This window comes from Oculatella sp. LEGE 06141 (genome assembly GCF_015207605.1).
GTDB lineage: Bacteria > Cyanobacteriota > Cyanobacteriia > Elainellales > Elainellaceae > Oculatella.
Genome location: NZ_JADEWO010000061.1, coordinates 1 through 15,089, shown reverse-complemented (window position 1 = coordinate 15,089; position 15,089 = coordinate 1). Strand labels below are relative to the sequence as shown.

The 15,089-nt window shown below is 51.2% G+C and carries 8 protein-coding genes and 1 tRNA gene; 5 read left to right on the top strand and 4 right to left on the bottom strand.

Annotation, left to right across the window (positions count from 1 at the left end):
- Positions 1-515: 515 nt before the first annotated feature.
- Positions 516-4,631: a PAS domain S-box protein gene (locus IQ268_RS26540; protein WP_193885532.1), complete on the top strand. Its 4,116-nt coding sequence runs from the start codon at positions 516-518 to the stop codon at positions 4,629-4,631.
- A 220-nt stretch (positions 4,632-4,851) separates the two neighbouring features.
- Here IQ268_RS26540 and IQ268_RS26535 read toward each other — a convergent pair whose 3' ends face one another.
- Positions 4,852-5,169, bottom strand: coding sequence for a hypothetical protein (locus IQ268_RS26535; protein WP_193885530.1), 318 nt, complete (start codon positions 5,167-5,169; stop codon positions 4,852-4,854).
- A 538-nt stretch (positions 5,170-5,707) separates the two neighbouring features.
- On the opposite strand from IQ268_RS26535, the gene IQ268_RS26530 reads away from it, so the two are divergent.
- A complete protein-coding gene (locus IQ268_RS26530) occupies positions 5,708-6,136 on the top strand; it encodes an HD domain-containing protein (RefSeq protein ID WP_370584705.1) in 429 nt (142 codons plus the stop codon).
- A 105-nt stretch (positions 6,137-6,241) separates the two neighbouring features.
- Here IQ268_RS26530 and IQ268_RS26525 read toward each other — a convergent pair.
- A tRNA-Arg gene (locus IQ268_RS26525) sits at positions 6,242-6,315 on the bottom strand.
- A 369-nt stretch (positions 6,316-6,684) separates the two neighbouring features.
- On the opposite strand from IQ268_RS26525, the gene IQ268_RS26520 reads away from it, so the two are divergent.
- A complete protein-coding gene (locus IQ268_RS26520) occupies positions 6,685-8,955 on the top strand; it encodes a CHASE3 domain-containing protein (RefSeq protein WP_193885526.1) in 2,271 nt (756 codons plus the stop codon).
- Between the two features lie 77 nt (positions 8,956-9,032).
- Here IQ268_RS26520 and IQ268_RS26515 read toward each other — a convergent pair whose 3' ends face one another.
- Positions 9,033-10,121: a tocopherol cyclase family protein gene (locus IQ268_RS26515; RefSeq protein WP_193885524.1), complete on the bottom strand. Its 1,089-nt coding sequence runs from the start codon at positions 10,119-10,121 to the stop codon at positions 9,033-9,035.
- Between the two features lie 28 nt (positions 10,122-10,149).
- Here IQ268_RS26515 and IQ268_RS26510 point away from each other — a divergent pair, with 28 nt between their 5' ends.
- The gene (locus tag IQ268_RS26510) at positions 10,150-11,973 is read left to right on the top strand and encodes a serine/threonine-protein kinase (RefSeq protein ID WP_193885522.1); all 1,824 of its coding nucleotides are present in this window, start codon (positions 10,150-10,152) and stop codon (positions 11,971-11,973) included.
- Positions 11,974-11,999: 26 nt separating this feature from the next.
- Here the strand turns inward: IQ268_RS26510 and IQ268_RS26505 are convergent, their stop codons facing one another.
- Positions 12,000-13,379 (bottom strand): alpha/beta hydrolase, encoded by a 1,380-nt coding sequence (locus IQ268_RS26505; protein WP_193885520.1) that lies wholly within the window; start codon positions 13,377-13,379, stop codon positions 12,000-12,002.
- A gap of 201 nt (positions 13,380-13,580) precedes the next feature.
- Here IQ268_RS26505 and IQ268_RS26500 point away from each other — a divergent pair, with 201 nt between their 5' ends.
- Positions 13,581-14,966: a C45 family peptidase gene (locus tag IQ268_RS26500; RefSeq protein WP_193885518.1), complete on the top strand. Its 1,386-nt coding sequence runs from the start codon at positions 13,581-13,583 to the stop codon at positions 14,964-14,966.
- Positions 14,967-15,089: the final 123 nt, after the last annotated feature.

Genomic DNA, 15,089 nt, shown 5'->3' with positions numbered 1-15,089 from the left:
TTCAAACCTTCAACGCTGCTCCAGGGTTAATCTAGTCAACAGAGGGTGGATAACTAGATGGGGCAAGCTGTAGAAGCGCGTCTTTTTGCGTTTCGTTTAAGTCTCTAAAGCCATCCTAAAGGACTGATCAAGGCACGACCCTCAGCGGTCTAACTGACTTAGAGAGTTGAACCGCTACCGTTAACCACTCGAACAGAAGCACAACATCGCTTGCATCAGCCTGGCAAAACCTTAGCACTTATTCAAACTGACGAGCATCAAGCTCCTGATTTGGGAATGTCTAGATTACAGCGGAGGCGTACTTTTTTCTACATAAGCACAAATTGATCACCGATCGTTGACGTGAAGTCGATCAACAGCCAACTTAGGAGATAACAACCATATATTAAGGGATAACTATCTTTTAATGCTTTAAGGCGTTGCGTCTTGCTTTTGCGCCCCTGCACTTAGGGGCTAAAGATCTATAATTTCAGAATTCTCAACCAGTCAAACCCAGTCAAATTCTCAACGTCAGCATGAGCGGTGAAATTGAAGGCGATAGTAGTTCTGTTGCGGCTAGCTGCCTGAATGGTGGTGGCGAAATGGGTGCGCTCATGCGTGCGTTTGACTGGTCAAAAACGCCGCTTGGTTCAGTGTCTAACTGGTCGCCAAGTTTACGCATCACGGTCAGCATTTTACTGGCTTCGCGATTTCCTCTGCAAATGTTGTGGGGGCCAGAGTACATTCAGTTCTACAACGATGCTTATCGGCCTATTTTGGGAGCTAAACACCCTGACGGGCTGGGGCAACGTGGAGAAGAATGCTGGGAAGAGGTGTGGGACTGGGTTAGCCCAATGCTGGATCGAGTTCGAGCCACAGGCGAAGCGAGTTGGTCGGAAAACCAACTTTTGCCGCTAGAGCGCAACGGGTATGTTGAAGAATGTTATTTCACCTTTTCCTATTCCCCCATTCGGCAGGAGACAGGCGAGGTTGGCGGTATCTTTATTGCTGTCACTGAAACAACCCAAACGATTTTGAGCGATCGCCGCCAGCGCCTGCTTAGCGAATTGGCGGCTCGGGCACTGGATGCTAGAACGCCAGAGGAAGCCTGCGCGATCGCCGCAAAAACCCTGTCGGGGAACGTAGCCGACATTCCCTTTGCTTTAATCTATCTGCTCGATCGCACCGAGCAATACGCCCAACTCACTAACACGATTCATCTGGAAGCTAACACCGCTGCTATCCCCTGCACCCTGAATCTAAACACTTCAAGCCAATCGGCGCTCTGGTCTATTGCCAAAGTGGTGCGTTGCCAGCAGGCCATCCGGGTCGAGTCGCTTGAACTGCCGTTTGGCAACCTGCCAGAGAGAAATTCAGCATTGATTTTGCCTCTAACCACCCCCGGTCAAGAGCGGGTGGCTGGCTGTCTGGTTCTGGGGATCAGCCCCCAGCGGGCATTAGATCAAACCTATCAGCAATTTTTTGAGGCGATCGCGGGTCATATTGCCACTGCCATTGCCAATGCCCGCTCCCTTGAAGACGAACGCAAACACACTCAGGCTCAACTCAAATTTCATGCCAACATCCTGGCTGAGGTCAGCGATGTGGTGTTAGCGTTGGATCGTGATTTGCGGATCACTTACTGGAACCGAGCCGCAGAGCGGTTTTATCAGGTGACGGCTGATGCGGCGATCGGTCGATTACACCACGAAGTATTTCAGTATCGCTGGCCGAATCCAAACGATGAAAAAACAGCGTGGAAGGCGTTAGCTAGCGCCAAATCCTGGTCGGGTGAGTTAATTCATATCAAGCGCAACGGCGAAGAACGATACGTTGAGGCGACTGTGAATCTCCTCAGGCAAGAGGGTGCGCTCAACGGGTACCTGGCGGTGGTGCGAGATATCAGCGATCGCAAGCGAATCGAAGAAGCGCTGCTGATTTCAGATGTGGCGTTGCAGCAAATGCCAGATGCCATCTTGCTTATGGATCTAGAAGGCCGCATTCAACAATGGACTGGTAAAGCAACACAAATCTTTGGCTATTCTGCTGAAGAAGCGATTGGTCAGTCGGTGAGTTTTTTGCATCAGCCGGATGTACAGGAAATCATGACCGCCCACATCATTCAATCGATCCAGGCCACAGGCGACTATTTAGGCGAAGTTCCCTGTCAACGCAAAGATGGCAGTTTTGTGCCCATTGAGACGACGGCAAAAATCGTTTATGACACAACAGGGCATCCTTTATTTTTTGTTAGCATCAATCGGGATATTACCGAACGCAAACAGGCGGAAGCCGAACGCACGCAATTAATTCAAGAGCAAGCCAGACGAACCGAAGCCGAAAGGGCAGAGCAACGAGCCACATTCCTTGCAGAAGCCAGTGCGGTATTAGCGTCATCGCTCGATTATGAGCAAACGTTAAACAGCGTGGTACGTCTAATTGTGCCAGTTTTAGCCGATTACTGTTTGATCTGCCGCTTAAAAACCACACGGGAGTTGCAGCTCATCGCAGCTACCCACCATCTGCCTCAAAAAGAATCGCTAGTGCAGGAGTGGGCAGAGTCGCTGTGCTGTCATATTGATTGTTCCGATAGTTTAATGGCTCAGGTGTTGCAAACGGGTAAACCGATCCTGATTGCCGCTCCATCTGCCGCAAAAACGGTTGGGGTGGTTCAACATCCGCACGCGATGGCACTGGAACGGGCGTTGAATCCTGCATCTCTGATCATCTTGCCCCTGTCGGTTCGGGGGCAGGTGTTGGGGGTGATGGTGCTGGCAAGAGCCGAATCAGGCCGTTGCTACGAAGCGGTTGATCTGTCGCTATCCAAAGAGTTAGCATGGCGTGCGGCCATTGCCATTGATACTGCTCTTTTGTATTGGAAAATGCAGCAGGCACGAGATATGGCTGAGCGGGCAGCCGATCGCACCGCCCGTCTTCAATCCATCACCGCTGCCCTTTCTGAATCTTTGACTCAGACTCAAGTAGCTGAGGTCATTGCTGAGCAAGGTTTAACTGCGTTAGGCAGCAATCTTGCTATGGTTGCCCTGCTAAAGCAGAACAAGACAGAGTTAGAGGTGGTGCATTCCATCGGCTGCGATCGAGAACAAATAGAAGCATGGCAGCAATTCTCAATTAATGCGGCTGTTCCGCTGGCAGAAGCAGCAAGAAAAGGGCAACCGATCTGGGAGGAACTGGTAGAAGATCGAATTGCTCACTATCCCCACCTGGCTGAAGAGTATGCTCGCAATCCTCACCGCGCCTGGATTTCATTGCCTTTTGTGATAGAAGGGCAGTCCATTGGTGCCATCTCCTTAGGCTTTGATCGGTTGCCGCAATTGAGCAATGATGATCGCGCATTTATGCTGGCATTGGCACAACAGTCGGCTCAGGCGATCGCCCGTGCCCGTTTGTACGAAGCAGAGCAGCAGGCCAGAGCCGAGGCCGAAGCCGCTAACCGGGTCAAAGATGAGTTTTTAGCCGTTTTGTCCCACGAGCTGCGAACCCCGCTAAACCCAATTCTGGGATGGACAAAGCTGTTGCGCCAGCATAATCTGGACGAAGCACGGACAGCAATGGCATTAGAAACCATTGAACGCAACGCCAAACTGCAAACGCAGTTGATTGAAGATTTACTGGATGTCTCTCGTATCCTTCAGGGCAAGCTAAACCTGAATGTTGCACCCGTTGATTTAGCCACCATGATTCAATCGGCTATTGAAACGGTTCGTTTAGCAGCGGAAGCCAAATCTATTCAGATTCATACCCATTTTGATGCAACGGTTGAACGGGTTGCTGGTGATAGTAATCGGCTACAACAGGTGATTTGGAACTTGCTGTCTAATGCGGTAAAGTTTACCCCTGCCGGTGGGCGGGTTGACGTGAAGCTGGAGAAGCAAGAGTTCTCAGACATGACAGTTGAGGGAACTTCAACTCAACCTTCGACCCTCCATGCTCACCGTCCAAGGCGCTATGCCCAAATTACAGTTAAGGATACCGGAAAGGGCATTGATCCAGGCTTTTTACCCCATGTGTTTAAGTACTTTCATCAAGCCGATAGTGCAACGACACGCGCCTTTGGGGGGTTAGGAATTGGGCTGGCGATCGCCCAACAGTTAGTTGAATTACATGGTGGCACGATCGAAGCTGCCAGTTCAGGAGAGGGGCAGGGAGCTACGTTTACGGTCAATCTCCCAGTCATGCAGGAGGCACAACCTGAAACCGCTAGAATAGACTCCCCCGAAATAACGCCTGACCTCAATGGCGCTCATGTTCTCATTGTTGATGATGATCCAGACATGCGCGAGTTTCTGGCGTTTACGTTACAGCAATATGGTGCCATTGTTACAGCCGTTACCTCAGCGGCTCAAGCTATTGCTGCCCTGGTCGATCAACCCGATATCTTACTCAGCGACATTGGCATGCCGAATGTGAATGGGTACATGCTGATTCGCCAAATTAGAGAACTCCCGCCGGCACAGGGAGGAACCATCCCAGCGATCGCTCTTACGGCTTATGCGGGCGAACTGAACCAGAAACAAGCGCTGGCTGCTGGGTTTCAGCAACATTTAGCAAAACCGGTTGAACCAGAAACCCTGGTAAAGGCGATCGTCACTCTGGTAAAGCGCTCAAATCCTAATACGGTGATAGTGTGATACACAAGCCTGAGCATGATCATTTAAACGAAGTAAAAAGGATGGGTGCTGTGATTCCCATCCTTTTTTTGGCTGTATAGTTCCAGGCCGTATAGGTTTAGACCGTATCATTGAATATCATTGAATGGCACTGCTGTAAGCCGCTTCGAATGGCTAGAAGCCCTGATACACCGTAGGATAGCAATGCTCACCAACCTTAATTCAGTGCCACAGCATTAATTTATTCTTCTAGAAAGACGGTTGTGTTGCCCTCTTCGTCCATATAGGCAGCGTTGCCTTCTTCATCCACGTAAACAGCGTTGCCTTCGTTGTCCATTACGGTTGTGCTACCGTCTACATTTTCATGAACGACAGTCCCTTCGTTGTCTATCGTCGTAACGCTGCCCTCTTCATCCACATGAGCCGCATTGCCATCGCTATCGACAGCCGTTACGCTCCCATCTTCATACTCGTATACCTCGATGTCTTGAGCCATTACAGGCAAAGCTAGACTCAAACTATACAAAGCAATGCCGCCAAGCACGAGTAGGTTTTTCATGGAACATTCTCTAAACATGCTCTAGTTCTATCCGAAATGGGGCTACCTGGTTAAGCGAATAACTACGGCCTGCTTAAATGAAGTTACGCTTTATACTACGTATGCTACTGAGTAGAGGATTGAACAGTTATCACCTGTTGTTGCAACCGCCCTTGAAGAGTGGTGATGCTTGGAGGTACGGTTGCGGCACAAAACTATTACAATTCCCTGGTTGAAGAAGGATATCGTGGACAAAGATATCAATGCAGACCTCACGGCAGCCTACAGTTAGTCATTGCCGATAGAGAAGCCTGCTTGCACAGGTCGTTCAACTGGATAGTCGTTCAAACTACATTAGCTTGTGTACGCATGGGAAAGCGTTCAGTGATAGAGGAGCTTCAATGAATCAAGATCCACTCCGTATCAAAACTGGAATTGATTCTAAACAGGTTCTTTCTGGGAATGGTGTTCGGTTGTAACCGTCGCTGCTGTGGATTGAGTGGAATGCTTACGGGCTGTCAGGTTTGTTGCAACGAGGGTATGAATTGGTATGAATGAAATGGGCACTTTAGAGGATGCAATTTCCATTGCGGCTCTGGCGCATCGAGGCCAGAAAGATAAAGCAGGATCTTTTTACCTGTTACACCCATTGAGAATGCTGCTGCGGATGGACTCGGAAGCGGCAATGATAGTAGCTGTACTGCATGATGTGGTTGAAGACACGGATTGGACTCTGGAACAGTTGCGTGCTCAAGGTTTTTCCGATGAAGTACTGGATGCCATCGACAGCCTGACCCACAGACCAGCCGAAAGCTATGAGGCGTTTATAGAGCGTGTACAGAAGAACCAGATAGCGCGACAAGTAAAGATTGCTGACCTGGAAGACAATATGAATATCCAGCGCATAAGCCAGATCAGCCCAACCGATTTACAGCGTCTGGAGAAATACCACAAGGCATGGTGTTTGCTGAGGGCGGGCACCCGCTAACCAGTTGTTAGCTTGCTGAGGTTTAGCCGTTAACCAGTGGCCGATGTTGACATTGCAAGACATTTAGACGGTTCTAGATGTCCTGCAAAATGACACAACGCCGTACGGGACTGGCGCGATTCGAACGCGCGACCTACCGCTTAGGAGGCGGTTGCTCTATCCTGCTGAGCTACAGCCCCAGAATTATAGCCAATCATAACAGGTGAATGGATGGGTGTGGATCGGCGTTGGGGGGAGTTAACAGACAATGGTTGCAGTCAACCATCCTGGTGTTGAGCGATCGCTTAACGAAACAGAGACATTGCTTGTTTTTGAGGCCATCGACTACCAGCAGTTTCGACAAGCGTAGTCCGTTGGCAATATTATATTGATTAGGTCAATTCAGGTCTCGCACTAACGTTGGGAACGGTTCCGGTCAGGATGGTTTGCATCTCGTTCTAAAAGCCCACACCAGAGCAGACTTAATATATTTAGGCACTATGTCTGCCCATCCCCGTTGGTTCAACGACTCAAGACGTTATAAAGGGTTACTGGTGCTCCTGATTCCAATGACATGTTTGGTAGGAGCGCTGGCGGCATTTAGTTGGTCACATGTTAAAGCTACCAGAGCGCTCTACCGGCTCCAGCACACTAACCGAGTTAAGTTAGAAACTCGAACGTTACTCACGGGTTTAGTGGATGCCGAAACAGGCGTGAGGGGTTATACGCTGACAGGACAGGCCGATTTTCTCGATCCTTATACGTCGGCTGTTCCTTTGATTTCAGAATCCTTTGACCGCCTGAATCGACTGGTTATGGATGATCCAGTTCAGCAGCAGCGATTACAGCGGATTCAGATGCTAGTGGAGACGACTCTAACGTCTTTACAAAGCAACCTGGACAGCACTGATGTCGCTTCTTCCAGCGCTGTATCGGCTGAGACGAGGCTTCAGTTGCTTCGTGCTAAGGCTGTGATGGATCAAGCCAGAAGCGAAATTGCCGTGTTTTTAGCTGAAGAAGAACAGCTTCAACTCGATCGCAGTCAAGCGTTACAGCAGCGGTGGACAGCAACCTGGCTGTTAATTACTGCCCTTGCTATCACTGGTGTGGCCAGTTCGTTCCTCACGATTCGCTTGCTGCGCCAGTTAGGAAAACAGCTAAAGGAGAATCAGGCTCACCTCCTGAAAGCTCAAGAGATTGGCAATATGGGCAGTTGGGAGCGGGATCTGGAAACCAATACCCTGAGATGGTCAGCGCAACTTAATCGGATTTTTGGTCGCCCTGAAGCGTTGGTGCAGACATACGCAGACTTTTTGGCTGCTGTTCACCCCAACGATCGCGACTGGGTTGATAAAACGATTGCAGCGGCGATCGCTGGCACCGTTGAGCATGATCTCGTCTATCGCATTGTGCTGACCGACGGCTCCGTTCGCTGGGTGCATGAAAAAGCAGAGGTGGTGGGGGATGCAGCCGGTCAGCCCAGGTGCCTGGTTGGCACTACTCAAGACGTGACCGAGCGGAAGCAAACCGAAGCGGCATTACAGCAGTTAAACAGCGAGTTAGAAGACCGGGTTAGCCAACGCACAGCGCAATTGCAACAGTTGCTTGAGTTTGAAGCCGCATTAAAGCGAATCACCGACAAGGTGCGCGATAGCCTGGATGAACAACAAATTCTTCAGGCGGCTGTGCAGGAGTTAGCCTGCACGCTGGGAGCGAAAAGCACTACTGCGGCGTTGTACGATTTGGAACAGCAAACGGCCACCATTTGCTATGAATACACTACGCTAGCGTGGGCGCAACAGGGAGAGCAGTTTCAGATCGGTTGTGACCCTGAACTATATCAACCCTTGCTTCAGGGGCATTGTTTTCAATTTTGTTTACTGAATCCCGCTCCAATTCAGGAGCCGATCGCAACGTTAGCCTGCCCCATGTTAGATGACCAGGGAATTTTAGGCGACTTGCAAATTATTGCCCATGCACACCACATCTTTAGCGAGCAAAACATTCGCCTGGTTCAGCAGATTGCCAACCAGTGCGCCATTGCTATTCGTCAGGCGCGACTCTATCAAGCGGCCCAAAAACAGGTAATTGCCCTCGAATCGCTGCATCAAATGAAGGACGAGTTTTTGAACACGGTTTCTCATGAGTTGCGATCGCCCATCACGAATATCAAAATGGCGCTACAGGTACTAACAACGGCAGTTCATCAACTCTCTCCGCATCCAGACAATCCAGCGAGTATAGAAGCCTGTGCCCGAGTCGATCGCTACTTGACGATTTTAGGCCACGAAAGCGATCGAGAAATTCACTTGATTAATGACCTGCTGGATTTGCAACGTCTGGATGCAGAAATGCAGCCGCCAACGGTTGAGTTAATTGATTTAAACCAGTGGATGCCGCCGTTACTCCTCTCGTTTCAGGAACGAGCCAAAGTGCGCCGACAGCAGATCCAGGCTGAGTGGGAAAGCCCCCTACCCAACATTGTCTCTGACCCAGATAGCCTCAAGCGCATCCTCACTGAACTGTTAAACAATGCCTGTAAATATACGCCGCCTGATGAACGAATTGTGGTTGCCATTCAGGTTCAATCGCCTGTTGTACAAATCCAGGTCACGAATTTTGGTACGGCGATTGCGGCAAGTGAATTCTCGCGCATTTTCGATAAGTTTTACCGCATTCCCAAAACAGACCACTGGAAGCAGGGCGGAACAGGCTTAGGGTTGGCTTTAATTAAAAAACTGGTTGAACATCTGGGTGGGTCGATCGCCATCACCAGCCAGGCCAACTGGGTTACGTTTACCGTCGAGATTCCGCAAAAGTGGACACCCCTACCATGCTAGTTAAGCTGGACTAGTTGAGCTGGACTAGTTGAGCTGGTTTGATGCAAGCACCCGGATAGCCGTTTGGCTCCATCCTGTCAGGCTTGCGATCGCCACACCTCTTGCCACGGCTCGCCTCCTACTTCCAGGCCACACAGAGCGCTTTGCGCCTGCAAGATTCGCTGACCCCGTTCTCGCAGTTCTAACGTCAGCGTGCCACGCATTGTATCTCGGCAGGCAAAGATTAGTCCCGCGGCGGTGGGGGCGCGAAGCATTGTGCCGGGGCGATCGGTGGTTGCAGTCAGTTCAATCTCATAGTCTGCCTGCTGTGCCCACATCCGCCAATTGCCCCAGGGGTGAATTTCCCAATGCACCTGGGCATTCCAGGGCACAAACTCATAGAACTTGCCGCGATAGTGCAGCCCCACTAACGCGACGGACTCCATCCACCAGAGAACGCCGCGCCGTCCTCCCCCGGCAGTTAGCGCTAGGTCGGGTTCATCCTCAAAAGCGTTGCAGTTGAGCCAAAACCATTTTTGCGGAAAGGCTCCCCCCCAGTTTTTCTCGCCATAGGCCGGAGCATCGGCGAATTCGTAGCGATCGCCATTCCAGTCAACCCAACCCGTAGCCAGCCCGTGCGCCATTAAGATTTGCCAGCCCGGTTCAAAAATTTGAAACTGGGATAGCCAGCCAGCGGTCGATTGTTGAGGACGGTTCACATCGCCCCATCCATAAACGGGTTTGATTTCGTAGTGCCATGCTGCCGATTGCCCCGACCCCGGCTCGAATAACGCTCCCTGGTTTAAAGTCGCCGTTCCCTGATAGCCTTCTGCCACCTGGTGCTTAAATACCTCAGGGTCAAGATAGTCAGGTGGGTGGGTCTGCTCGCTCTTGCCCCAGTGTCCAATGCCCAAATCGTGCTGCCATGCCCAAAACCGATCCACCCTGGGAAAGGTGCGACACAGGTATTCGTCATTGGGGCCAAGAATTTGAGCCGAGCCGCCGCTATGGGGTTGTCCCCCAATGGGGTCTTCAATGGAATACATGAATGCAAATGTCTGGCCGCAGTCGGGCAATGTTACGCGATAATACCATCCTTCAAAGAATCGTCGTGCCGATTTATCCCAGTGATAACCGCTGTGCGGTGTTTGGAGGGAACGAGGGTAATCTGGGAGAAGATTTAACATGCGCTTCAAATCACTGACTTCTTTCAGTATGAGCTATTGTCTGGGGCCTACCTGTCGCCGTCCACAAAATCCGTCTGCGGCAAGATTTTGCCAGAGCTGCGGGGCAGGGCTATTGCTGTGCGATCGCTACCGGGCGATTCGTCCCATTGGTCAAGGCGGGTTTGGGAAGACGTTTCTGGCTATTGATGAACATCTGCCTTCAAAACCTCACTGTGTGGTGAAGCAGCTTTTTTTACACCTTGGGGAACCGTATCAAACGCAAAAGGCGATCGAATTATTTCAGCATGAAGCCCTGCAACTGAATCAACTGGGGCAACATCCGCAAATTCCCAGGCTGCTGGCGCATTTTACCCATCAGTCGCATCACTACCTGGTACAAACCTATGTGGATGGGCAAAATCTGGCGCAACTGGCTCGCATGGGTACCTTTAACGAAAGCCAAATTCGACAAGCCTTGGTTGATCTTCTGCCCGTGCTGACCTTTATCCACAGCAATCAGGTGATTCACCGTGATATTAAACCCGCCAATATTATTCGCAGACAGCGGGATGGGCAACTGGTGTTGGTTGACTTTGGTGCCTGTAAGCTAGCGACCAGTTCGGCCTATGCCCAAACGGGAACGGTGATTGGTAGTGCTGGCTATGCTGCACCAGAACAGGTTGGCGGTAAGGCCGTTTTTGCTAGCGACCTCTACAGTTTGGGTGTAACCTGCATTCATCTGCTCACTAACGTGCCGCCGTTCGATTTGTTTTCGTTTTCGGAAGGAGCCTGGGTCTGGCGCGATTATCTGGCGACTCCGGTTAGTGAAGCGCTGGGTCGAGTGCTGGACGGCATGATTGAACCGGCGATCAATCAACGCTACGCCTCTGCTGCGATCGCTCTGCAAGCGTTGAACCCGTCTCCGGTCGTTATTCCCACTAGCACCAGTGCGGCTTTGCTACCCGTTCCAGTCCCTCTCGCCTCTGGCTGGCAGTGTCTCCATACTCTGAAGGAGCATTCTAACTCGGTGGCAACGGTTGCCATCAGCCCCAGCGGCAGGCTACTGGCGAGCGGCAGTTTCGACAAAACCATCAAACTATGGCATCTCGGCACGGGAGCGTTGGTTAGCACCTTATCTGGACATCTCAAACCAGTGTTGTCTGTAGCCTTTAGTCCCAACGGGCAAACGTTGATTGCTGGCAGTGTTGATAACACGCTGAGGCTCTGGTGCTTGCACACCGAGTCGCCGCTTTATGCCATTGAAGACCACGCCACCTCGCTTGTGACGCTTGCTGTGGCGGTTAGTCCAGATGGGCAGGCGATCGCCTGCGGCAGTGATGATCAAACGGTGAAGATTTTGCACCTGTATACAGGACGGCTCTTTCGCACCTTGCGTCATCCTCGTTCGGTCACATCGGTGGCTATTAGTCCAGATGGACGGGTGCTTGCTAGCGGCAGCAACGATAACACGATCCGGCTGTGGGATTTTAGTACGGGAGAGCTACACCACACGTTGGTGGCTCATGCTAGAGACGTTAACTCAGTCGCCATCAGCCCCAATAGCCAACTGCTGGCAAGTGGCGGCAGCGACAACACCATTCGCCTCTGGAACATTGCCACTGGTAAGTTGCTCGATACCATAACAGGCCATTTAGATTGGGTGACAGCCGTTGCTTTTAGCCCGGATGGACAGACGCTGGCGAGCGGCAGTGATGACTGTACCGTTCGGCTCTGGAATCTGACGACGAGAAAACGAGCGCACCTGTTGAGCGGTCACACTAATGGGGTAACGGCGATCGCTTTCCATCCCGACAGCCAAACGCTGGTGAGCGGGAGCCGCGATCGGACGGTTAAAATTTGGCGGTATTGCTAACTCCATTTCCTGCTGAAGCCGCGATTTTATGGAGATGGACAATCGCAAACTCGGCTGGCAAGGGACGCTTGCACATCGACTAACCAGTCTTCTAAATCGCTGCCTCCGCTTCGAATAAAGTCATTGGTTGCTCGTGTTGTTCTGAGCAGCGTCAACCCATTGATGTAGAGCCGTTGTAGGGGGTAATGCTGCAAAAGTTCTAGAAACGAGATGTTGTCATCTTCAATGGCAGATAACACGATCGCCGCTCGTAATGCCTGGATATTAGCCCGTCCGGAAGGCGTTTGCAGAATTTGCCCGACTCGAAATAGCAGGAATTCTCCTAACAAGGTGTTAAGTGCGCTGTCTAAAAACCGATAAGAGACACTCAATTGCTGGGTCAGCGCCGTGCGAAACTCCTCTGCCTCAAGGTTGGCAATGTTGAGGTAAAACTGGAGCGATCGCGAGGCTTCTCCGGTTTCAGCAAATTGGGCTAGTTCGGCAATAGAAAAGGAAGGGCGAAGTGGCCCAAACACAACGACCAGTCGTTTATCATCCAGATTGGACGGTGCCGTTACAGCCGAAATCAATGAGTCGTTTTGAGCTGCTGTTGGGCTAACAATGGGCAACTCAAATGGTTTGGATGATAACGGGTTGACAGGATTCGATGGAACAGCCGCAATGGGTGGCTTGACATCACTGGCGATCGCCGCTTCATTCCAGTCCTGGTGAGGAGAGAGCAGCATTGTGCAGGCATTGGCTCGGTCAGGCATGGGGCGTTGTGATCTGAAAGAGGTCTGGCTTTGGTCAGTTGCGGCTGGAGAGGATACCGGGTCGTCACATTCGCACAGCCAATCTTCAACAAAGTCACTGGAGCCAAATAATGGCTCGATTCGGTCAACAAAGGCTCGCACGTTGTCATACACGATCGCCAGATTGCGGAGTTTAATTTCAATGGCGGGTTGCGGGTAGGCTTCAATGACCTCCATCACTGAAAGACTGCGATCGCGGCGGCTGGCTTCAATTAAGGCCGTTTGCAGCGACTCCAAATCTTCGCGTCCCAATGGTGCCCCAATCACTTTGTTGAGTTGTAGCAAGATAAACTCGCCGTCTCCAGACAGCCTCAGATTTTGCTCGATCAATGAAGGCCGAATGCGAATGCTGTTGGTTAGTGTCGCTTGAATCGCGTCAGGCGTTTCTGGAATCTGCTGAAACAATTGCTCCAACGGTTCAGATAATTTGCCCTCATCTGCCAGCGCCCGCACATCTGCGGCTGGCACAGCCATTCTAATATCGTCATACTGAAATAAGACGGTTTCTGCTGCTATGGCGCGAGTCGGCAGGCTCAATGCCGCTCCGAGTCCGGCCATCCAGATCAGGCTACATGGCTTGAAAAATGGTGATGGGGCGATCGCTTTCAACAACACGCTAGTTACCGTTCTAAGGAATATAAGAAATCGTTGGAGAATGGCTCTGGAGGAAACGCTACCATCAAATTGCTATTATTGGCTGATTAATTGAGGTTGATTAATTGAGGTTAAGGCTACTTCAATGTCTGCAAAGGTTTGAGTCAAAGGTTTGGGTCAACTGAATTGAACGAGTGCGTTGGTGAGGAACGGGAGTAGGGAATGCAGCGCAGGATAAAACGGTGGGCAAGGTATCACTTTGGGTGGCTGATGGGGGTTGTCTGTCTTTTTGTGCTGGCGATCGCGGTGGTGCTGCACTGGCAACGTCCCCTCAATGCTCAACCGACTGAATCCATTCCTCCCATCCAGGTATCTCAACCGTTTCAGTTGCAAAACTGGCAACCTGTACCCGCTCATCGCGCCGATCGCGGCAACGTTAAAGTGGTTTGGCTTCAGGGTACGCCCTATGAAATGGGCTACCAGCACGGTACTTTATTGCATGATGAAATTGCCTCAATGGGGGCAGAAGCAATTCGCGTCCTCAACTTTGCTGGCAGAGGACTTGGGCTGGCGCGACTGGCAAGAAACCGCTCCTATCCGGGTGTGTTAGATGAATGTCGTGGACTGGCCGCCGCAACCGACGATATTGGCCTCACCATTGACGGCTGCATGTCGCTGGCATTTGGCGATGTGTATCAGGAATTTTTTACGTATGTGTTGCCCAATTTCATGTTCAATGATGGCTGTGCCCAATTTGTTGCGGCGGGTGCCGCCACGGTGGATGGTCGGCTTTATCATGGCGGCACCCTGGATAACAATGGTGAACCCATCGACTACTGGTTGAACAATTCTACGGTGTTTGTGCGGCAGCCCAATGATGGCATTCCCTATGTGTCTATTGTGGTGCCGGGAATGATCTGGCCTAATTCTGGAATTAATGCGGCTGGACTGTCAATCGCCCTCAACACAGCCCATGTCGTTAGTGCAGAGGAGCTTGATTTAGACGGGCGCAGCAATGTTCAATTAATGTCTCGTATCTTGCATGAAGCGTCCAGTTTTGAGGAAGCCAGCGCCTTGATGGAATCGGAGACAAAAATGATCTCCAACTTAATTACCATCACGGACGGCAACGCCAGACGAGCAGGTGTATTTGAATTCACCGGGCAGAATATGGCCGTTCGTGAACTGGATGAGAACGGATTAGTGTATGTGACAAATCACTTTGTTTCGCCTGAAATGGAAGACAAGGATCGAGAGCCAACGAGTGCGTCGAGTTTAAACCGTTACAACCGCTTGCAACAATTGCTAGAACCGGGGGCAGTCTCATCTCGCTATGGAGACGTTGATCCAGCGGTGGCGGTTGAGATTTTGCGCGATCGCACCAACCCCAACACGTTACGCCCCAGCCCGCTGGATGTTTACGACGATGATGCCAGCATTGGCGGCAACGGTTCACTGCGACAAATGGTATTTGATCCAGAGAAGAAGCTGTTTTGGGTCGCGGCGGGCGCGGTTCCCGTTCCCGAAAATCCATTTGTTTGTTTCTCGCTAGACGAAATGCTGGGTTTACCCAATGCGGCTCCCTGCGAAGCCCCAATGATTGATTGACATACTCCCCCGTTTTGAAAACGGGGGATTCTAAGGATTCAAGCAGAGATTGCAGGCGGAGCCAGTCTTACATCTCCTAGTCCAACCGTTGATGTCCCAACGATTTTGATGTTTGTTGCAGCG

Coding starts and splice junctions, on each gene's coding strand:
- IQ268_RS26540 (WP_193885532.1), top strand. CDS start 516: ATGAGCGGTGAAATTGAAGGCGATAGTAGTTCTGTTGCGGCTAGCTGC.
- IQ268_RS26530 (WP_370584705.1), top strand. CDS start 5,708: ATGGGCACTTTAGAGGATGCAATTTCCATTGCGGCTCTGGCGCATCGA.
- IQ268_RS26500 (WP_193885518.1), top strand. CDS start 13,581: ATGCAGCGCAGGATAAAACGGTGGGCAAGGTATCACTTTGGGTGGCTG.
- IQ268_RS26515 (WP_193885524.1), bottom strand. CDS start 10,121: ATGTTAAATCTTCTCCCAGATTACCCTCGTTCCCTCCAAACACCGCAC.
- IQ268_RS26535 (WP_193885530.1), bottom strand. CDS start 5,169: ATGAAAAACCTACTCGTGCTTGGCGGCATTGCTTTGTATAGTTTGAGT.
- IQ268_RS26510 (WP_193885522.1), top strand. CDS start 10,150: ATGAGCTATTGTCTGGGGCCTACCTGTCGCCGTCCACAAAATCCGTCT.
- IQ268_RS26520 (WP_193885526.1), top strand. CDS start 6,685: ATGACATGTTTGGTAGGAGCGCTGGCGGCATTTAGTTGGTCACATGTT.